This is a genomic window from Salinispora cortesiana, assembly GCF_000484695.1.
Classification (GTDB): Bacteria; Actinomycetota; Actinomycetes; order Mycobacteriales; family Micromonosporaceae; genus Micromonospora; species Micromonospora cortesiana.
In genome coordinates, this window is the sequence record NZ_AXVR01000001.1 from 193,795 (window position 1) to 212,864 (window position 19,070).

Consider the following 19,070-nt stretch of genomic DNA (forward strand, 5'->3'; position numbering starts at 1 on the left):
ACGGTACCAGCGTCGTAGGGGTCGAAAAAGAGGCATCAAGGGGCCGCTCTGGAGACAGCACTTTGGAAGCAGCCCGAATTTCGAGCGGGTGAGCAAGCTAGGAGTAGAAGATTCCCCGACGGCGCCTATATTGGATGCAACCGATCTCCAGGTTGGTGCGGTGGTTGCGATACGACCACCGCCGGAGCCGTTTGGCATAGGAGTAAATATGGCGGGCGGAAATATCGGAGACCGCGCCGTGGTGCTTGGTGCCGGCATGGCCGGACTGCTGGCCGCCCGCCTTCTGGCCGACTCCTACCGGCATGTCACGTTGGTCGACCGGGACGCGTTGCCCGACACGGCCCAGCCCCGGCGGGCGGTACCCCAGGGCCCACACATTCACGGCCTGCTCGGCCGGGGGCAGCAGGTCCTGGAGGAGCTGTTTCCCGGCTTCACCCGGGGGATGGCCTCGCTCGGAGTGCCGGTGGGTGACTTCGGCACGAGCCTGAGCTGGTATTTCAGCGGGCAGATGATCGAGCCCAGCGAAACCGGGCTGATCTGCGTGTCGGCCACCCGCCCGTTCCTGGAGAATTGGGTGCGCGAGCGGGTGCGGGCGCTACCCGGGGTTACGTTGCTCGATCGGGCGGACATCGTGGGGCTCACCGTGTCGGGCGACCGGGTCACCGGGGTCCGGGTGCAGGCCCACGGGGCGGGCGGTGCTGAGCGGCTACTGGCGGCCGACCTGGTGGTAGATGCTTCTGGCAAGAGCTCGCGCACCCCTCGTTGGCTGCGGGAGCTGCGCTACCCGGAGGTTCCCGAGGAGCGGGTCAAGATAGACCTGACATATACCACGGCGGACTTCCGGGGCCCGTTGTCGATCCACCTCACCGGCGACCGGATCGGCCTGGTCTGCGTCGCCAGCCCGAGGTCTCCTCGGGGCGCCACCCTGGTCCGTACCCAGGACCGCTACTCGCTGTCGCTCTATGGCCTGCTCGGTGACCGGCCGCCGACGGACCCAGACGGCTTCCTGGCCTTCGCCCGGTCGCTGCCGGTGCCCGAGATTCACGCGGCCGTCGCCGGTGCCCAGCTGCTCGACCCGCCCGTGTCGATGCGCTTTCCGGCCAACGTCCGCCGTCGCTACGAGCGGGTGGACCGCCTCCCGGAGGGCTTGCTCGTGCTGGGCGACGCGGCCTGTACGTTCAACCCGATCTACGCCCAGGGCATGACTGTCGCGGCGATCGAGGCTCTTGTGTTGCGGGACCACCTTCGTCGAGGACACCCGCCCCGTCCGCGGGCGTTCTTCCGTGATCTCGCGGCGGTCGTTGACGCCCCGTGGGACATGGCCGCCGGGGGTGACCTTGGTTTCCCCGGAGTGCGGGGTCGCCGCTCGGTCGCGGTGCGGATGGGCAACTTCTACATTCCCCGGCTACAGGCGGCGGCGGCCCGGGACGCCCGCCTCTCCGCCGCATTCCTACGTACCGCCGGTCTGGTCGATCCACCCACCGCGCTGATGCGTCCGAACGTGGTCTCGCGGGTGCTGTTCGCCCGCCGCCGGCCCGGCGTCTCGATGTCCGTACAGTCTGGCGGGCGGTGACGATGACCGGCCAGCCCAGATCAGCACCAGGTCGGACGCCAGGACTCCGGGCGCCGCCACGCCACCCCGCCTGGCATCGCTACCCACCCCGCCTGGCGTCGCTACCCACGCCGCCTCAACCTGGAGCTTCAATCATGATCTCGAATGGTTGCTAATCAATTTCAGAAATGATGCCCCAGCGCGTTCGGTGCATTGAGTTAGGTGCTGCGAGCCGGATACGATTCGCTTCTCAGGAGCACTGGACGTGCCCGCCCGCCGGACAGATCGTGCGAGATGGTTGCCGACTCTCTTCGATCTGACTCCGTCAGTCTGCTGGAGGTTCCTTTGAACACGACAGCCCCCATCCTCCTCGACCCCACCGGCCGCGACGTTCACGCGGAGGGCGACCGGCTACGGGCGCAGGGTCCGATCGCCCAGGTGGAACTGCCTGGTGGCGTTCGAGCCTGGTCCGTCGTCGGCTATGACATGGTGCGCAAAGTGCTTGCGGACAACCGGTTCGCCAAGGACCCGCGCCAGCACTGGCCGGCGTTCATCAATGGCGAGGTCGGCGACGAATTTCCGCTCATCGGCTGGGTGCTGATGGACAACATGACCACGTCCGACGGCGCGGACCACACCCGGCTGCGCAAGTTGACGGCTGCGGCGTTCACCCTGAGACGTACCGAGGCGATGCGGCCGCAGATCAAGAACATCGCCACCGAGCTGCTGGACGACCTGGCGGCAGTTCCGGCGGGCGAGATCGTCGACCTTAAGGGCAGCTACGCCTACCCGCTGCCGACTCGGGTGATCTGCGACCTGTTCGGAGTACCGGAGCACCTGCGCCGGGAGGTGATGCGCGGTGGTGAGGTCAACGTCAACACCACGATCAGCCATGAGGAGGCGGTCGCCAACGTCGAGCAGTGGCACCAGGCGATGCACGATCTTGTCGAGATGAAGCGCCAGAATCCGGGCGACGACCTGCTCAGCATGCTGATCAAGACGCAGGCAGAGGACGGCACCCGGCTCAACGATTCCGAAATGGCCGGCACCCTGCACCTGATGCTTGGGGCCGGATCCGAAACGACCACGAATCTCATCAGCAAGGCCGTCGTCATGCTGTTGACCTACCCGGACCAGTTCGCGCTGGTGCGCTCCGGCCAGGTGACGTGGAAGGACGTAATTGAGGAGACACTGCGGGTGCAGGCCCCGATCGCGCAACTGCCCTTCCGGTTCACCACCGAGGAGGTGCAGATCGGCGGAGTCACCATCCCCAAGGGCGACCCGGTGCTGATCGGCTTCGCCGCGGCCGGCCGAGACCCGCGTCGGCACGGCGTGGACGCCGACCGCTTCGACCTCACCCGAGACGACAAGGAGCACCTGTCCTTCGGCTACGGTGTGCACCACTGCCTGGGCGCACCGTTGGCGAGGCTGGAGGCGGCTATTGCCCTGCCCTTGCTGTTCGAACGCTTCCCGGAGCTCGCCCTCGCCGTCCCGGCCAATGAGATCGACCCGCAGGGTAGCTTCCTGCTCAACGGAGCCAGCACGTTGCCGGTGCATCTCGGGCGGGCTGCCTAGCCGAAGCTCCGGTCGACCCCTGCCGCGCGACGGCCGACCCCGGCCCCGGCCGACCCCGCCCCCGGGGCCCTCCGGCGAGCCGTTCCCATTCGGGTCGTGCCTTCGCGCGGCCAGGGCCGTGTCGGGTTGTGCCTTCGCGCGGCCAGGGCCGCGTCGGCCTTGCCGACCAGGACATCTGCCGGGATCATATCGATGTGACGCGGCCCAACGGTTTGCTCCGGTGCTCCGCGACGACGTGCGCTTCGCCCGGTGTGGCGTCGTCCGGGCAGCCCGGGTTCGAGCTACCAGGGGCAAGAAAGTTCGGCACGGGTGTCCATTCGGGGCCGCCCCGATCGTCGTACCGATGCCCAACAGGTCCCATCGGCCCTGAGCCCTGGCGGCGTCCCGAGCACGTGCTGATACCTGAGAAAACGAGCTGAGAAGGAAGTCATGAAGTACCTGATGCTGGTCTGCGCTGAGGAAAACCTGACTTTCGCTGCCGAGGAGGAGGCGGATCTAGCGCGCCGGACTCAGCGGTGGGTGGCGGAGATGGACAGCCGCGGGGTGCGCCTGCACGGCAGCCGGCTGCAGTCCGTCGAGGGAGCGACCACGGTACGGGTGCGGGACGGTGCGGTGCTCGTCGCCGATGGGCCGTTTGCCGAGACGAAGGAGCACGTCGCGGGCTACGACCTCCTCGAGTGCGCGGACCTGGAGGAGGCGATCGAAGTGGCTTCCAAGCACCCGGCCGCCAGCTTCGGCACGATCGAGGTGCGGGCGTTTTGGCAGCCCTGACGCCGGAGGCGCGGATGGCCGTGGCGGAGTCGTTCCGGCAGGAGTCGGGGCGCATCGTCGCGGGGCTCATCCGCCTGACCGGCGACTGGGACTTGGCCGAGGAGTGCACGCAGGACGCCTTCGCCGAGGCCCTGCGCACCTGGCCGGAGACGGGCACCCCGCGGCGCCCGGGTGCCTGGCTCACCACCGTGGCCCGCAACCGTGCCTATGACCGACTCCGGCGGGCCAGCACAGAGACGGCGAAGCTGCACGAGGTCGCCGTCTTGGCGGATCCGAAGGGTCTATCCGACGTGGATGTGGACCTCGACGGCGGCAGCGGCATTCGGGACGACCGCCTACGCCTGATGTTCACCTGCTGTCACCCGGCGTTGCCGCTCGAGGCGCGGGTGGCGCTGACTCTCCGTACCCTTGCCGGGCTGACCACCGCCGAGATCGCCCGGGCGTTTCTGGTGCCCGAGCAAACGATGGCGAAACGGCTCGTCAGGGCAAAACGGAAGATTGCCAACGCGGCAATTCCCTACCGGGTGCCGCCGGCGCACCTGCTGCCCGAGCGGACATCGGGCGTGCTCGCCGTGCTCTACCTGCTGTTCAACGAGGGATACTCGGCCTCCGGCGGTGCCGACCTGGCCCGTGAGGGGCTCTGCGCGGAGGCGATCCGGCTGACCCGGGCCCTGGTTGAGCTGATGCCCGGCGAGTCGGAGCCGGCCGGCCTGCTCGCCCTGATGCTGCTGCAACACTCGCGGCGTGGGGCCCGGGTGGACAGGGCCGGCAATCTGATCACCCTGGAGGACCAGGACCGCGGTCTGTGGCACCGGGAAGAGGTCGACGAGGCCACCAGCCTGCTCGAACGGACGCTGCGGGCCCGGCGCATCGGGCCTTACCAGCTCCAGGCCGCGATCGCCGCCTGCCATGCCGAGGCGCGGCGGGCGGCCGACACTAACTGGGCCGAGATCTCCGCGCTGTACGCGCGCCTGGCCGAGCTGATGCCCTCGCCGATCGTGGAACTCAACCGGGCTGTCGCGGTCGCGATGGCCGACGGGCCGGCGGCGGGGCTGGTGCTTGTGGACGCCCTGGAGGCATCCGGGCGGTTGGGCGATTACCACCTGCTGCCGGCACTCCGCGCGGACCTGTTGCGCCGGCTCGGCCGGCGGGACGACGCGGCCGCAAGCTACCGCCGGGCGTTGCACCTGACCGGCAATGACGCCGAACGTCGGTACATCAGTCGCCGCCTGGACGAGACGTGCGATAGCGGCTCCACCGGGTCGGTGACCGCGACGCCGGCCGAACGCGCCAACGGCAGCAACGACCAGCGGCGGTGGGCCAGGTCGGGCCCACCGGTGACGGCGCTGTGCTGATGCGGTGGCGGACTTTCGGCCGTCGCTGGTGATTCGAGGCACCCGGTGCGAAACGCGCCGGGGAAGTGCGGACAGGTGGCATCCATCCCGGCCGCGCCCGGGGTCAGGTTAATGGTGGGATCAATGCCAAGTGGAGGAAGAGGATGATCAAAGCGCTGAACAACATCGAAGTCATTACGCTGTTCACCGAGGACCTGTCGGTGACGAAGAAGTTCTACCAGGACGTCTTCGGCCTCGAGGTGGTGTTCGAGGACGAGGTGTCGGCCGTCGTCAAGCTGCAGAGCCTGATGATCAATTTGCTCCAGGTCTCCGAGGCCGACGAATTGATCGAGCCGGCCCGGGTCGCTGGCCGGGACGGCGGCTCCCGCCTGCTGCTGACCATCTTGGTGGAGGACGCCCACGCGGTCTGCGCCGAACTCGAGCGGCACGGGGTCAAGCTACTCAACGGGCCGATCGACCGCCCGTGGGGCCGCCGTACGGCCGCCTTCGCCGACCCGGCCGGCAACGTCTGGGAGGTCGCCCAGGAGTTACCCGGCACCTGACCAGGTAACCGGATGGTGGCGCGGCAGGAAGCTGGCTCCCGGGCCGCGCCCCGTCCGCCGGCCCTCCCACCCACGTCGGAGCGTGCCACCGGGCTGCCGCGAACCGTGCGGCCGCGGTGCGGGGCGATGCTGCGTCCGTCGGGCCTCACGACAGCCGTCGGGCAATCTGCGCGCCCGGCCGCTCCCGCCCCGCGGCAGTGGCCACAACGGCAATTCAGGAGATGTCTCAGTGCTGCCTCAGCGGCAGGATGAGTGAACAGAATCGTCGCCCACCGTCCTGGTGGCCGCCGCCGGACTGGTGATACCTCCGGCCGGCGCGGGTGTCGCGCTGCGCCGTCAGCTTGATCCGCTCCCTCCGCCGTTTCGAGAGTCAGAGGACCGCGCAGATGCCTGACGTCGTCAAACTCATCATTCCGAACAGCGCCGAGTACCACCTGCGGAACCCCGCCCTGAAGTTGACGGGTGAGGAGCGGGAGCGGGTCGTGCGGTTCAGCGGCACGTACGAGTGTGAGCACTCGGTCTTTTGGAGCGCCGATCCGCGGGTCCTGATACTGCCCAGTGGCTGGAACAGGCAGTGGTTCGATGACATCCACCAGGTGCTGGACCTGGCTCCCCCGCCCGTGGTGTCACCCGCGATGCGGTCTGGGCTCCTCGTCGAGGACCTGCTGCACGATGGTGAGGCACAGCAGGCCCTGCGGGAGCATCTTGCCGGCTACGGCATGGTACGTCTGGAGATAGTCGGCCCGACCCCGGAGACGTACCTGCTCGCCGCGCTGGTGCGTGGCTGGGGCCACACCGTGGAGCTGGACTCTGTCAGCGACGAGAACTTCTGGGCCAGCCTCTACCTCGACTCGAAGGTCAGCTGCCTGGACCTGGCCCGGCAGCTGCCGGAGATCCGGGTCGCTCCTGGCCTCGTCGTCGGCAACTGGGTGGAGCTGCGCGGCGCCCTGAAGTCCATGACGGCCCGGTACGGGCGGGTTATCGCTCGTACCCTGTTCGGGGTGGCGGGCGATGGCTCCGCCGTGGTGAGGGATGAGCCCGGAGATGTCGACCGGTTTCTTGACAATGCGGCCCGCGACTCCTTCTTCGCCTTTCCCATCCTGATTCAGCAGTTCGTCGAGCACGCGCCCGGAGTCGGCTGCCCGGCTGCGGACATTCTGGTCGGTGAGAACGGCGTCGAGGACGTGGTGCTCTGCGCGTTGACCGTCGAGCATGGCTACTCCTTCCGCAGCGTTGACGTCGGCGACGGGGCGCTGCCCGAGGTCTGGGGCGAGCGCGTCCGGCGGGTGGCGCACGAACTGGGCGAGGCGGCTCGCGCCATGGGCTACTACGGCTGGATGTGTGTGGACTGCGTGGCCGGCGCCGACGACAGGCTCTACGTGACCGAGATCAACGCCCGGCGCAGCGGCTCGCTGCATGCTGGTGGGCTGCTCCGGCTCTGGGACGCCGAGAAGGATCTCACCCTCTCCGCGCACTTCATGTTGCCGATTGCCGAGGGGACCACGTACGAGGACCACATCCGACCGGTGTTCCAGCGGCTGTGGGAAGCCGGGGTTAGGGCGTATCCGACCAGTGTCCGCGCGGTCGGCTGGGACGACCCCATCGTCGCGGTGATCGCCGCCGCACCCACCGCCGCGGAGGCGCAGAAGGTCGTAGCCGAGATCCGCGACGGCATTCACGCCCGGTCGGGTGTCCCCAGTCCGTGCTGAGCCACGACCAGCGGCCGGGCCGAGTCACCCCCGATCGAGACCCGGTGTCGCACCCGTCCCGGTGCCGCGTCGTCCCCAACCGGGAGAATTCATGAGAACGAGCCGCGAGATGCGCCTGATTTCTCGACCTGTCGAGCGGATGCCCAGTGACGACGACGTCAAGATGATCAAGGTGGTCGTGCCCGACCCGGCGGCCGGACAGGTCGTCGTGCGCAACCTGTTCATGTCGATCGACCCTGGATCGCTGTTGCGCATGCGCGACCTAAGCAAGGTCGACATTCCAAACTTCGAGGTGGGCGCACCGATGTGGAGCGATGCGGTCGGGGAAGTCGTGGAGTCGGCCGCTGCCGGACTGAGCCCGGGCGACATCGTGTGGCACCGGTACGGCTGGCGGGACTACGTGGTGGCGGACGCGTCCCACTTCCACCAGGTGGACCCCGCGCTCTATCCGTCGCTGTCACACCACCTGTCCTTCGGCCTGACCGCCTATGTTGGCCTGCACGTCGCCAAGGTGCGGCAGGGCGAGACCTTCTTCGTCTCCAGCGCGGCCGGCGGCGTCGGCACCATGGCCGGACAGGTCGCCCGGCTCTGCGGGGCGTCCCGGGTGATCGGATCAACTGGTACGCCGGACAAGGCGCGCTACCTGAGGGAAAGCCTCGGTTTCGATGTCGCGTTCGACTATCACGACGGCATCCGTCAGCACCTGCCGGACGACCTGGACGTCTACTTTGACAACGCGGGTGGGTCGCACCTCGAGGCCGCCATCGACGCGCTGCGACCACACGGCCGGGCGGTGTTGTGCGGCGGGGTGGAGGAAATTCGGTCCGGGGAGCCGCGCGCGCCACGAAACATCCTGTCGGTGATCGGCAAGCGGCTGAAGCTGCAGGGCTTCTACACCTTCGACCACCCGGACCTGTTCCCCCGTTTCGCCGAGGAGTTTCCCCGCTGGGTCCGCCGGGGCGAGGTGGTGATCGCCGAGACGATCGTGGACGGGTTGGAGAACGGCCTCACCGCTGTACTCAACCTCCTTCGAGGCAGGTACCTCGGCAAGGTGGTGCTGCGCATCTGAGCGGGGCCGGGCGGTGGGCGCCGCATGAACCGGTGGGCCCGGCTGGTCGTCGAAGGGCGAAGTGATGGTGAACCTTTCACATCGCTGTCCAATCAGGGCTTGCCCGATCGTCGTACCCACGACCGGGTGACGCGGTGTCTCGAGGCCTCGTCCCACTGGTACGGCAGCCGAGCTGTTGGGCGGTGCCGGCGATCCGGCCCAGTCACGGAAGGGCCCGAAGGGCGAGCGACGGGATTGGAGGACAGGTGACAGGCGATCTGACGAGTAGCGTGATCATCCCGACCTACAACCGTAGGAGACTGCTCAGCTACACCCTGGATTCCCTGGTCGGACAGAGCTTGCCGGCCGAATGGTTCGAGGTGGTGGTGGTCGATGACGGTTCCGACGACGGGACCGGAGAGCTGGTCGGTAGGTACCACGATCGCCTGAACCTGCGCTACTTCCGCCGGGAGAACGAAGGCTGGCGAGTCGCCGCCGCTCGCAACGTCGGCATCGCCGCTGCCCGCGGCGAGGTGACGGTCTTGCTCGACTCGGGGGTTCTGCTGCACTCGGGCGGACTTGCGGCGCACGTCGCGCGGCATCGCCGCGACGATGCCCCGGTAGCGGCCATCGGCTACGTCTACGGCTTTAACACCGACAACCAGGACGCGGAGGAGATGTCCGCGGCGATCCGGGTTGGTGACGTGGACGGCACCATCGCGCAGTTCGCCGCCGCCGGTCGTTGGCTTGACGTCCGCGAGGAGTTCTATGCCCGACACGACGACGAGTTCCACGACCTTCCGGCACCCTGGGTCGTCTTCTGGACCTGCAACGTCTCCGCTCGCACCGCGCAGTTGCGTGCGGCCGGCGGCTTCGACGAGGAGTTTCGCTCCTGGGGCGGGGAGGATCTGGATCTCGCGTACCGGTTGTGCCGCGAGGGGGTGCGCATCGTGCTGGAGCGGCGCGCAAGCAGTATCCACTACCCGCATCACAAGAACCACGCCGAGCACGACGACATCGCCGAGCCGAACCACCACTACTTCGCGGCCAAATACGGCACACCGATCGCCAAGCTGCTGCCGTCGCTGCGGGACATCACGCCGCTGCGGTTCAACGACGTCATCCGGGAGCGCGGCCTGCCGCGGTGCGCGGACTTCGTCGCCGAGCAGACGGGTGCCGGGGGCGTCCGGTGAGGCCCGCGCTGCGGCAGTCCGCGCCGGTCCGGCTGACCGCGGCGCGGCTGGAGATCGCTCGGCTGACCCGGCGCGCCGGCCTACCGTTGATCGCCCTCGTCGTCGCGGTCAACCTGGTCATCGGCATGCTGCCGGTGGTGTTCGTGGTGGCCTCCTCGGTGGTCCTCGGCCGGGTGCCCGCCGCGGTCCGAGACGGGCTCGGCTCGGCCGCCTGGGGCGCGCTGGTCGGCGTCTTCGTGGTGGCGGCTGTCGCCTTCGTCGGTCAGCAGGTCATCGCGCCGGTGCAGGAATGGCTCGGCGAGCTCGTCGCCCGTCGCATCGACGGCCGGGTCAGTGACGAGCTGATGGCGACGGCGACGGGCACTACCGGCATCGGCGCGCTCGAGGACCCCAGGGTCCTAGAGGATCTGCGGACCGCCGCCCGCGAGCTGGAGGCCTGGGTGCAGAGCCCCGGGCAGGCCTGTGCTGGGCTGCTCGCCCTGATCGCCCGTTACACCCAACTGGCCGGGTACGCCGCGGTTGTCGGAGCGGCGCTGTCCTGGCTGGCCGCGGCCGGGCTGGCGGTCGCGGTGCTGCTGCTGCGCTACGGCCAGCGTGGCGGCCTGCGCAAGTACGCCGAGGTGCGGTTCAGTCTCGATGCCGACGAGCTCAAGAACGACTACCTACGGGATCTGGCCACCGAGGCGGCGGCCGCCAAGGAGATCCGCGTCTTCGGCCTGATTGGCTTCTTCCGTGGCCTCTGGCGTCGCTGCTACCTGGACTGGCTCAAGCCGGTCTGGGCAGCCCGTCGCCGTATCTATCTCTGGCCGTTCGTCTGGATCGCGACCTGGGGCCTGGCCGTCACCTCGGTGGTGTTCGCGGTGACCGGTGCGACCGCGGCTGATCCGGCCGCCAGCCTGACCCTCACCACCTTCGCCCTGGTCATGCAGGCTGCGATCGGCGCGCTTCGACTCGGTGAGTACTACCCGGAGTCGGATCTGCCCACGGCCGTCGGGATGCACGCCTACGAGGCGGTGCGGCGCTTCTGTGACGGGCTGGAGGCGCAGGCGGGCTCGGTGCGCGACGATGCCGCCCACCGCGACGCCTCGGCGCGGCGCGGTCCGGCGGAGGTCGAGGTGCCGGAGCCGAGCACGGTCATTCACTTCGACCGGGTGAGCTTCCGGTACCCGGGCGAGGAGCGGATGATCTTCGAGGACCTGGACCTGCGGATACGCGTCGGGCAGTGCACCGCACTGGTCGGCGTGAACGGCGCCGGCAAGACCACGCTGGTGAAGCTCCTGGCCCGGCTCTACGAACCCACATCGGGGGTGATCCGGCTCGACGGCGTGGACATCCGGTCGGTCCCGCTCGACGTGTGGCGGTCGAAGCTGGCCGTGATCTTTCAGGAGTTCGCCCGCTACGAGGTGTCCGCTGCCGACAACGTCGCCTACGGCTGCGTCGAGCACCTCGACGACCGGGCCGGCATTCGCGTCGCGATCGAGGCGGTCGGCCTGCACGGGGCGCTCGAAGCGCTGCCCCGCGGCGTGGACACACCGCTGGCTCGGCACATCGAGGGCGGGGCGGATCTGTCCGGCGGTCAGTGGCAGCGCATTGCCCTCGCCCGGGCACTGTTTGCGCTGCGGCACGGTTCGTCGATCCTGGTACTCGATGAGCCGACCGCCAGCCTCGACGTGCGCGCCGAGGCGACCTTCTTCCACGAGTTCGCGGACCTGACCCGTGGCGCGACGACGCTCCTGATCTCACACCGATTCTCCACCGTACGACAGGCCGACCACATCGTCGTGCTGGTCGACGGCCGGGTGGCCGAACAGGGCACGCACGCGGATCTGCTGGCTAGCAACGGCCGGTACGCCCGCCTGTTCCGGCTGCAGGCCGACCGCTTCACCAGAGACCAGGACGAGACGGCGGGGATGTTGACATGAGGGTGACCTGGCAGGGCTCCTGGCGGCTCCTGGCGATCGCGTGGCGGATGGACCGCCGCAAGACCATCTCCGCCATCCTGCTGATGATGGCGGGGACAGCGGCGGCGCCACTGCTCGCCGCGGCGCTGGGCTGGATGACCGACGCGGTCGTCGCGGGCCGAGTCGAGGCCGCGACCGGGTGGGGAGTGGTGGTGGCCGGGCTGGCCATCGTGACGTTGACGTTTGCGCACTTCGCACACATCGCCTACTCGGAGCTGTCGGAGCTGGCCGAGCTGGATCTGGTGGAGCAGCTGATGATGCTCTCCAACGGTTCGGTCGGCATCGAGCACCACGAGCGTGCCGACTACGCCGACGAGCTGACGGTCTTGCGCCGGGAAAGCCGGCGGCTGGCCAATGCGTTGGAGGCGCTGTTCGGCACCCTCGGGCTGATCCTGGCGGTTGTCTTCACCGCGGTGCTGCTGGCTCGGCTGAATCCGATCCTGCTGTTGCTGCCGCTAGCGGCGCTGCCACCGTTGCTGAGTGGACGGTGGGCGGAACGATTCATCGACCGGGCGAAGACCGAGACCGCGGAGCCGACCCGGATGGCGCTCAATCTGTTTCGGCTGGCTACCTCCGCTCGTTTCGCGGGGGAGGTGCGAGTGTTCCGGCTGCGGGACGAGCTGCGTCGCCGGCATGCCCGGCTGTGGGCGCAGGCGAGCCGGGGGCTGGTTCGTTCCCATGCCATGGCGGCGGCTGCCCGCGCGGGCGGGCAGGTGGTCTTCGGCATCGCGTACGTCGGGGCGGTGCTCCTGGTGGTGCGCGACGCCATCGCCGGGCGACACAGCGTCGGCGATGTGGTTCTCGTCATCGCCCTGGCCACCCAGGTCAACCAGCAGGTCACCTCGGCGGTGACACTGCTGGGCAGCCTGCAACGGATGGGCAGCACGCTGCGCCGTCTGGACTCCGTCCGCGACCTCGTCACCGTTGTCGAGGCCCTGCCCGTTGACCAGGCGCCCCCGCAGCGGTTGACGCACGGCATCGCGTTGCAGGAGGTCGGGTTCACCTACCCCGGCTCGGATGCGAGGGCGCTGCACCAGGTCTCGCTGACCCTGCCGGCCGGGGCTACCGTCGCCATCGTCGGCGAGAACGGCGCCGGCAAGAGCACCTTGGTCAAGCTGCTGTGCGGGATGTACCGGCCGACGGGCGGACAGATCACGGTCGACGGCGCGGACCTGCGCCGGATCCCGGCTGATCGGTGGCGGGAACACATCGCCGCGGGCTTCCAGGATTTCGTCCGTTTCGAACTGCGTGCCGGTGACGTCGTGGGCTTGGGCGACCTACCACGGATGGGCGACGACGGCGCCGTGCGCGCGGCGCTCGACCGGGCGCACGGCACCGACGTCATCCAGCGGTTGGCCCACGGCCTCGACACCCAGCTCGGCAAGAGCTACACCGAGGGTGCCGAACTGTCCGGTGGACAGTGGCAGAAGCTGGCCTTGGGACGTGCTCTGATGCGTCGGTCCCCGTTGTTGCTGGTGCTCGACGAACCAACCTCCGCACTCGACGCTGAGGCCGAGCACCGGCTGTTCGAGCTCTACGCCGAGCAGGCCCGGCAGGTCCGGGAGGCGACGGGAGCGATCACGCTGTTCGTCTCGCACCGGTTCTCCACGGTCCGGATGGCGGATCTGATCGTCGTGTTGCGGGACGGTCGAGTCGTCGAGACCGGTGACCACGGCACGCTCATGCGACTCGGTGGTGTATACGCCGAGTTGTTCGACCTGCAAGCCAAGGCCTACCAGTAGCCGTCGCCACCGCGGCTGCCGGAAAAGATGGGGAGGGCGTGCCATTAACGGACATCAGCCAGACACCGTCGTCATCATCCCGACCTACAACCGCAGCGGGCTGCTGCGCAGGACGTTGACCACGCTGACCCGGCAGCGGGTCGGGCCGGACGTGTTCGAGGTCATCGTCGCTGACGACGGCTCGACCGACGGCACCCGGGCCGTGGTGGACGAGTTCAGCGACCGGCTCGACATCAGCTATCACTTCCAGGAGGATCTGGGCTTCCGAGCAGGCACGGCGCGCAACGCCGGGGCTCGCCTGGCCCGCGCACCGCTACTGGTGTTCCTCGACTCCGGGGCGGCGGTCGGCCCCGACTTCGTGCACCACCACCGGCTTGCCCACCGTGCCGGGACCGCGCCGCGGATGTCACTCGGGTACGCCTACGGGTACAACCCGGACGATCCCATGCCGGGCATCGAGGAAGCCCTTCGCCGTTGGACACCGGAGCAGACTGTCGCGCACTTCGTCGACGAGCCGGCCTTCCGGGACCTGCGGCACGCCTCGCTGGTCGCCTGCGACTTCGACCTGAGTCGTCGTGCTCTGCCGTGGAACCTGTCGTGGACGATCAACTGCTCGTTGCCGGCTGACGTGTTTTGGGCGGTCGGGGGCTTCGACGACACGTTCGTCGGTTGGGGGGCCGAGGATCTGGAATTCGCCTTTCGGCTGCACCAGGCCGGGGTGGGGTTCCACGTCAACCGCGACGCGTGGGCGATCGAGTCACCGCACGAGCGCGACTGGGATCTGCTGGATAAGACGTTCCTCACCAACATGGATCGGTTCCTCAACAAGCACCGGGAACCGATCGTCGAAATCGGCACGGTGCTGGTCGCCAAGCTCCGCCACCTCGAGTGGGACGAGTGCGTTGACGAGCTGAGGCAGTGGACACACGCGGCCCGGGATCGGGATGTGGCAGATGAGATCGAGCGAGCGGTCCGGGACAGCGGTCCGGGTGAGCGGATGGCGATCTTCGGCTGCGGCGCCCGCGTCCCCGGCAGTCTCCCGCCAGCCGTGCTGCTGGACGTTGACCGGGAGAAGCTGGACGCCGCTCTCGCCGGCGGGCCGCACGTCGGCCACCATGCCGTGGGTGTGCGCACGCCGCTACCCGACCAGGTGGTGGACACCGTGGTGCTCACCTCCCGGCTGGGCGGGCTGCGCCAGCGGTGGAACGATGACCTGCTGACCGAGGCGCAGCGGATCGGCCGTCGCGTGGTCGATGTGGCCGTTCCCTGACCGGTTGGCGGCACCGGGGCCGGGGCGCGCGTCGGCTCGGCTCCGGTCGCGCGGCGTGCCACGGCCCCACTGCCACGGCCCCCACTGCCGTGGCGCCAATGTCTCACCCGGGTAGCGGGGTGTCTGCCGTGATGCACATCCGCCCGGCACCACCGTCAGCGCCGATCGCGGTACGCGGTCAGGGCTGCCAGAACGGTCGGACCTCGATGGTGCCGTGCGGGGCTACCGGGTGCTTGGAAGCCACCTCAATGGCCTCGTCGAGATCCGCGCACTCGATGATGTCGAAGCCGTCGATGTGCTCCTTGGTCTCGGCGAACGGCCCCTCGGCCACCAGTACCTCACCGTTGCGCACCCGGACAGTGTTGGCTTCGCCGACCGGCTGAAGCTGGCTGCCCACCAGCCGGACCTTGCGCCCGTCCATTTCCCGCACCCAACTGTCGGTGCCGGCAGCCATGGTCGCCTCCTCCTCCGCCGTGAGCACGACGGACCCGTCAACGCAGACGAAGATCAGGTACTTCACTGTGTCCCCTTTCGGATGGTCACCGGTGTGTCGGGGGTACTCCGCCACGCGGGCGTTTCCTCCTCCGCCGTCGCTGGTACGACGAACGAAACCGGCGGGAAAGGACAGGGCAGCCGTGGGCCGCCGCCGGCGGGGTGAGGCGCGGACCGGACCGTCGCCGAGGTTTCGTCCCGCGGGGCGACCGCCGCGACGGGCCGTGAACGGTCAGCCGACGACGGCGTAGGCGCGGATTGGGAAGCTGCCCATGCCCCGCACCGGTGCCGGTGCCGCGTGGAAGCGGAAGCCACTGTCCGGTAACTGGTCGAGCCCGCGTAGGTGCTCCACGATCGGTATTCCCGCACCCAGTAGCCCGGTATGGGCTGGCCGCCTCAGGTCGACCATGTCATCGATGTTGACCGAGTCAATGCCGACCAGTGCGGCGCGCTGGGCGACCAGCCAGGCGACCGCCTCGATGGTGAGAAACGGGTGCTCCGGCGCACCGTAGTGCGCGGTCCGCCAGTGCCGGTCCCAACCGGTGCGGACCAGCACCGCGTGGTCGGTCACCGCGTGCCCGGCGAAGGCGTCTGGGCCGATGGCCCGGCCCCTGCCGGTAGCGTCAACGAGCACGCCTGGCAGGTGAGCCAGGCGGGACAGGTCCAACGCTGACAGGTCTGCCCCCTCCGGGTAGCGGTGGAAGGGCGCGTCCAGGTAGGTGCCGGTGTTGGCGACCAGCGAGATCCGCCCGATCTGGAACTCGGTGCCTGACGGATACGTCTGCCGGGAGGCCCCCCGCGAAAGGTGGTCGCTGACCTCCGGTCCGGGCAACCCCGGATAGGTGGTCATCTGGTGCTCGATCACATGCGACAGCTCGACGACCCGGTGTCCCGTGTTGGTATCCACAGCGCTCCTGTCATCAGGGTGAGCTCGTCGGGAGCAGCCCGTCGTACTCGGGCTTCTGCTTCCAGGCCGGCTCGGGCGGTTGATAGTCGGGTCGCGGACAGTGCGCCGAGTGGGCGCCGGTGGCAGGGTCGTGCAGGTATCGGGGACAGTTCTCGAACACCTCCCGGACCGTCACCCGCACCACGGCCTCCGCACCCACGTGCGCCGCGAGCGTCGCCGGGTCGGTCACCACCGTGCCGGCCCCGTTCACCCGTAGCTTCACGCGCACCTCCGGAAGCAGGAAGAGTAGCCCGACCCGGGAGGTGACGGCGGCATTGCCGAGGGTCCGGTACATGCCGTTTCCGTCGTAGCTCGGGATCTCCAGCGTCCGTGGGTCGCATACCCGGACGAAGCCCGGCAGGCCGCCCTTGTACGAGCAGTCTGGCTGACCACGGTCGTCAACGGTGGCAACGAAGACGGTGTCCGCGCAACGGATCCAGCCGACGTGGGTCTCATCGAGCTCATCGAGTACGTACCGGCGGGCCAGATGCGCGGCCAGCCGCTGGCTGCCGAACTGTCGTTGCAGTCGCCGGCTGCCCTCGTGGTAGAAGTCCTCAGGCTCCATCGATGCACCACCGGCCGGTGTGCGGGGAGCCGGCGACCCCCAAACCCGTGCAGCGGATCATCGCTGCTCCCTCATGTGTCCCCAGATGCGCCGGTAGTAGGCGTTGGCGATGCGCTCCCGGGTGAGTATGCCCATGGCGACCTCCCGCATCGCCTCCGGTGACCGCCGCACCAGCGGGACGAGGACGTTGTCCAGCCACTCGGCCCCGTGGTCGGCGTCAACGTGCACGTGGATGCGCTGGTACAGCACGACGTCGGCCGGCACGCCGAGCCGTTCACATCCGTCCACCATGGCCTGGAAGCGCGGCGGAGCGCTGTACTCCATCAGGCCCATCGCACCGAGTGCTCGGGGTGCCAGGTGTCGGTGGATTCCGTACATGAGCACGATGTTGGCGTTTTCGTAGATCTCGGTACACTGTAGCTTCGAAATATCGATTTTGCGCTCGGCCAGCCGGTGGCGCATGTAGCGGGCGGAGTGTTCGAACAGCCGCGTATGCATCCGCTCCAGCTGGCCTTCGCCCATTTCGTCCCAGTAGTTTTCCGCCATCGTGAGCTTGCTGGTCGGCGTGGCGCCGATCTGGACTAGGGCGACCAGGTCATCGAAGCGGCTATCCACCAGCTCCTCGGCCAGAAAGAACAGGGCGATCTCCTCGATCGTCGCCTCCTCGGCCAGGTAGCGGCTGAAGCCTGGCTGAACGTGACGGTTGCGTACGTCGAGGAACCAGTCGGTGAACTCGGCCGCCGTGGACGGCAACTGACCGGCGTCGACCTGTGCATCCTCCCAACGGAGCCACTCATCCTCGAGCCGGACGATCCGCGGGTCGGCGTTGAGCCGGGGAACCAACTGGAAGCCTTCCGCGCCGGCGAGATAGGCGGTGTAGTGGCTCTGGAGCTGCTTCATCAGGGCCAGGCGTACGTCGTCGTCCGGGGTCGTGCCGTTGGGCGGGAAGGCGGCTGCGATGTCGTCGTCGGTAATGCCCCGGTGTGGCGCCAGGGCCCCCAACTGTGTCCCGGCCATGTCGTCCTCCTGGATCATCGAGTGCCGTCTGGATGCCGCTGGATCTCCGGTGAACAGTCCAGGCGGGGAGTAGCAGGATGCGCTTGGCCGTCCGTTCCCGAACGCCATCGGACCGCTGCCGGAAGGCCTGGGCCATGGACAGCAAGCCTTCCGAGGGGGCCGAGGGGCCGCATCTTTCATGTTGCTCGGTGTGAGCGCGGGGCAGCCCGTCGCCCCGATGTCGTTGCTGCTCGCACCACCGTTCGCGGTCCCCACCTGGCCGCCGTCCCCGCAACACGGTTAGGGCAATTCAGGAGATGGTCCAGCGAACGCCGGGCGGCAAGATGGCCAGCAGAGCCACCGGCGGACGGCATTCGCCCGGATCATGTCGCTGAGCTGTCGTTCGCATATGCGCGTAGCTCGCGACGTGTTGTCGGTCCCACCAGGAAGGCTTGGTCCCCATGCTGCGAACAGAAACGGAAGCTGCCGGACCGCTCACCCGTGAACTGCTTGCGCGATATCGTCGCGATGGGTATGTCCTGCTCGCGCCGGACTTCCTCGCCGAGGACGTCCCGGCTGCGGTGACGTCGGCGATCCCGTCGGCGGTGGCCGACGACAGCCCGCGCCGAATCCTCGAGCGAGACGGCACCACCGTGCGGTCCGTCTACGGCCTGCACCAGACCCATCCGACGATCGCCGGTTTGGCCCGGCTACCCCAACTACTCGGCGCGGTACGGCAGATTCTCGGCGATGACGTGTACGTCCACCAGTCGAAGATCAATTTCAAGGAGCCGTTCTCCGGCGACCAGTGGGAGTGGCACCAGGACTACGTCTACTGGCTGCAGAACGACGGTGTGCAGGCGCCGGACCTGGTCAACGCGGCGATCTTCGTCGACGAGGTGACCGAGTTCAACGGCCCGTTGACCTTCGTACCAGGGTCCCATCGCCACGGCCTGCTGGCCGGCCAGGACCTCGACGGCATGCCGCTGGGCTACGAAGACGCGCCGGCGTGGGTGGCCACGCTGACCGCGAACGAGAAGTTCCGGGTCGAGCCGGCGGTCATCGAGGACCTCGCCCGCCGCGAGGGGCTGGTCAGCCCCAAGGGGCCGGCCGGTTCCCTGCTGCTGTTCGACCCGAACATCCTGCACTCGTCGGCGCCGAACATCTCGCCGTTCCGGCGGGCCATGCTGATGTTCGTCTACAACAGTGTCAGCAACAGCCCCCGTCCGGTGGCCACCCCCCGGCCGCCCTTCCTCGCCGACCCGGACGTCCGCCCATTGCAACCCCTGTCGACGCGCCCGCCGCAGTGACTTTCGGTCCGAAGGGAGCCGCGACGTCCGGTGGCTGGCCGGT

General features: G+C 68.7%; 16 protein-coding genes. 12 read left to right on the plus strand and 4 right to left on the minus strand.

Translation table 11 applies throughout. The features are described from left to right. The first annotated feature begins 208 nt into the window (after positions 1-208). The 11 genes from K228_RS0100980 (at position 209) to K228_RS0101030 (ending at position 14,718) form a co-directional block, all read left to right on the plus strand. Positions 209-1,573 (plus strand): FAD-dependent monooxygenase, encoded by a 1,365-nt coding sequence (locus K228_RS0100980; RefSeq protein WP_025616721.1) that lies wholly within the window; start codon positions 209-211, stop codon positions 1,571-1,573. A 324-nt stretch (positions 1,574-1,897) separates the two neighbouring features. Further along, positions 1,898-3,127 carry a cytochrome P450 family protein gene (locus K228_RS0100985; RefSeq protein ID WP_025616722.1) on the plus strand — a complete coding sequence of 410 codons (1,230 nt, stop codon included), beginning with the start codon at positions 1,898-1,900 and terminating at the stop codon, positions 3,125-3,127. Positions 3,128-3,556: 429 nt separating this feature from the next. Next, positions 3,557-3,898 carry a YciI family protein gene (locus K228_RS0100990; RefSeq protein WP_025616723.1) on the plus strand — a complete coding sequence of 114 codons (342 nt, stop codon included), beginning with the start codon at positions 3,557-3,559 and terminating at the stop codon, positions 3,896-3,898. A 14-nt stretch (positions 3,899-3,912) separates the two neighbouring features. Beyond that, entirely contained in the window at positions 3,913-5,253 is a 1,341-nt protein-coding gene (locus K228_RS0100995; RefSeq protein WP_080671504.1) for an RNA polymerase sigma factor, read from the plus strand. Between the two features lie 143 nt (positions 5,254-5,396). Next, the gene (locus K228_RS0101000) at positions 5,397-5,795 is read left to right on the plus strand and encodes a VOC family protein (protein ID WP_025616725.1); all 399 of its coding nucleotides are present in this window, start codon (positions 5,397-5,399) and stop codon (positions 5,793-5,795) included. A 386-nt stretch (positions 5,796-6,181) separates the two neighbouring features. After that, the gene (locus tag K228_RS0101005; protein WP_025616726.1) at positions 6,182-7,504 is read left to right on the plus strand and encodes a hypothetical protein; all 1,323 of its coding nucleotides are present in this window, start codon (positions 6,182-6,184) and stop codon (positions 7,502-7,504) included. 91 nt (positions 7,505-7,595) lie between these two features. After that, positions 7,596-8,573 carry an NADP-dependent oxidoreductase gene (locus K228_RS0101010; protein WP_025616727.1) on the plus strand — a complete coding sequence of 326 codons (978 nt, stop codon included), beginning with the start codon at positions 7,596-7,598 and terminating at the stop codon, positions 8,571-8,573. Positions 8,574-8,818: 245 nt separating this feature from the next. Next, a complete protein-coding gene (locus K228_RS0101015; RefSeq protein ID WP_025616728.1) occupies positions 8,819-9,745 on the plus strand; it encodes a glycosyltransferase in 927 nt (308 codons plus the stop codon). Further along, positions 9,742-11,667 (plus strand): ABC transporter ATP-binding protein, encoded by a 1,926-nt coding sequence (locus K228_RS0101020; RefSeq protein ID WP_025616729.1) that lies wholly within the window; start codon positions 9,742-9,744, stop codon positions 11,665-11,667. Before K228_RS0101015 ends, K228_RS0101020 begins: the two co-directional genes overlap by 4 nt. After that, positions 11,664-13,448: an ABC transporter ATP-binding protein gene (locus K228_RS0101025; protein WP_025616730.1), complete on the plus strand. Its 1,785-nt coding sequence runs from the start codon at positions 11,664-11,666 to the stop codon at positions 13,446-13,448. Before K228_RS0101020 ends, K228_RS0101025 begins: the two co-directional genes overlap by 4 nt. Then, complete coding sequence (locus tag K228_RS0101030) at positions 13,402-14,718, plus strand: glycosyltransferase (protein WP_223160734.1); 1,317 nt, start codon at positions 13,402-13,404, stop codon at positions 14,716-14,718. The genes K228_RS0101025 and K228_RS0101030 overlap by 47 nt, the downstream gene beginning before the upstream one ends. Before the next feature lie 178 nt (positions 14,719-14,896). Here the strand turns inward: K228_RS0101030 and K228_RS0101035 are convergent, their stop codons facing one another. The 4 genes from K228_RS0101035 to K228_RS0101050 all read right to left on the minus strand — a co-directional run bounded on the left by K228_RS0101035 (position 14,897) and on the right by K228_RS0101050 (position 17,738). Next, positions 14,897-15,238, minus strand: a complete 342-nt coding sequence (locus K228_RS0101035) for a YciI family protein (RefSeq protein WP_025616732.1) — start codon at positions 15,236-15,238, stop codon at positions 14,897-14,899. A gap of 204 nt (positions 15,239-15,442) precedes the next feature. Next, a complete protein-coding gene (locus tag K228_RS0101040) occupies positions 15,443-16,117 on the minus strand; it encodes a cyclase family protein (protein ID WP_025616733.1) in 675 nt (224 codons plus the stop codon). A 13-nt stretch (positions 16,118-16,130) separates the two neighbouring features. After that, positions 16,131-16,721: a pyridoxamine 5'-phosphate oxidase family protein gene (locus K228_RS0101045; RefSeq protein WP_025616734.1), complete on the minus strand. Its 591-nt coding sequence runs from the start codon at positions 16,719-16,721 to the stop codon at positions 16,131-16,133. A gap of 57 nt (positions 16,722-16,778) precedes the next feature. Further along, entirely contained in the window at positions 16,779-17,738 is a 960-nt protein-coding gene (locus K228_RS0101050) for an iron-containing redox enzyme family protein (protein ID WP_050580926.1), read from the minus strand. Positions 17,739-18,178: 440 nt separating this feature from the next. On the opposite strand from K228_RS0101050, the gene K228_RS0101055 reads away from it, so the two are divergent. Continuing rightward, a complete protein-coding gene (locus K228_RS0101055; RefSeq protein WP_025616736.1) occupies positions 18,179-19,027 on the plus strand; it encodes a phytanoyl-CoA dioxygenase family protein in 849 nt (282 codons plus the stop codon). The last annotated feature ends 43 nt before the right edge of the window (positions 19,028-19,070 follow it).

Coding starts and splice junctions, on each gene's coding strand:
- K228_RS0100980 (WP_025616721.1), top strand. CDS start 209: ATGGCGGGCGGAAATATCGGAGACCGCGCCGTGGTGCTTGGTGCCGGC.
- K228_RS0100990 (WP_025616723.1), top strand. CDS start 3,557: ATGAAGTACCTGATGCTGGTCTGCGCTGAGGAAAACCTGACTTTCGCT.
- K228_RS0100995 (WP_080671504.1), top strand. CDS start 3,913: ATGGCCGTGGCGGAGTCGTTCCGGCAGGAGTCGGGGCGCATCGTCGCG.
- K228_RS0101000 (WP_025616725.1), top strand. CDS start 5,397: ATGATCAAAGCGCTGAACAACATCGAAGTCATTACGCTGTTCACCGAG.
- K228_RS0101005 (WP_025616726.1), top strand. CDS start 6,182: ATGCCTGACGTCGTCAAACTCATCATTCCGAACAGCGCCGAGTACCAC.
- K228_RS0101010 (WP_025616727.1), top strand. CDS start 7,596: ATGAGAACGAGCCGCGAGATGCGCCTGATTTCTCGACCTGTCGAGCGG.
- K228_RS0101025 (WP_025616730.1), top strand. CDS start 11,664: ATGAGGGTGACCTGGCAGGGCTCCTGGCGGCTCCTGGCGATCGCGTGG.
- K228_RS0101045 (WP_025616734.1), bottom strand. CDS start 16,721: ATGGAGCCTGAGGACTTCTACCACGAGGGCAGCCGGCGACTGCAACGA.
- K228_RS0101050 (WP_050580926.1), bottom strand. CDS start 17,738: ATGGCCGGGACACAGTTGGGGGCCCTGGCGCCACACCGGGGCATTACC.
- K228_RS0101055 (WP_025616736.1), top strand. CDS start 18,179: ATGCTGCGAACAGAAACGGAAGCTGCCGGACCGCTCACCCGTGAACTG.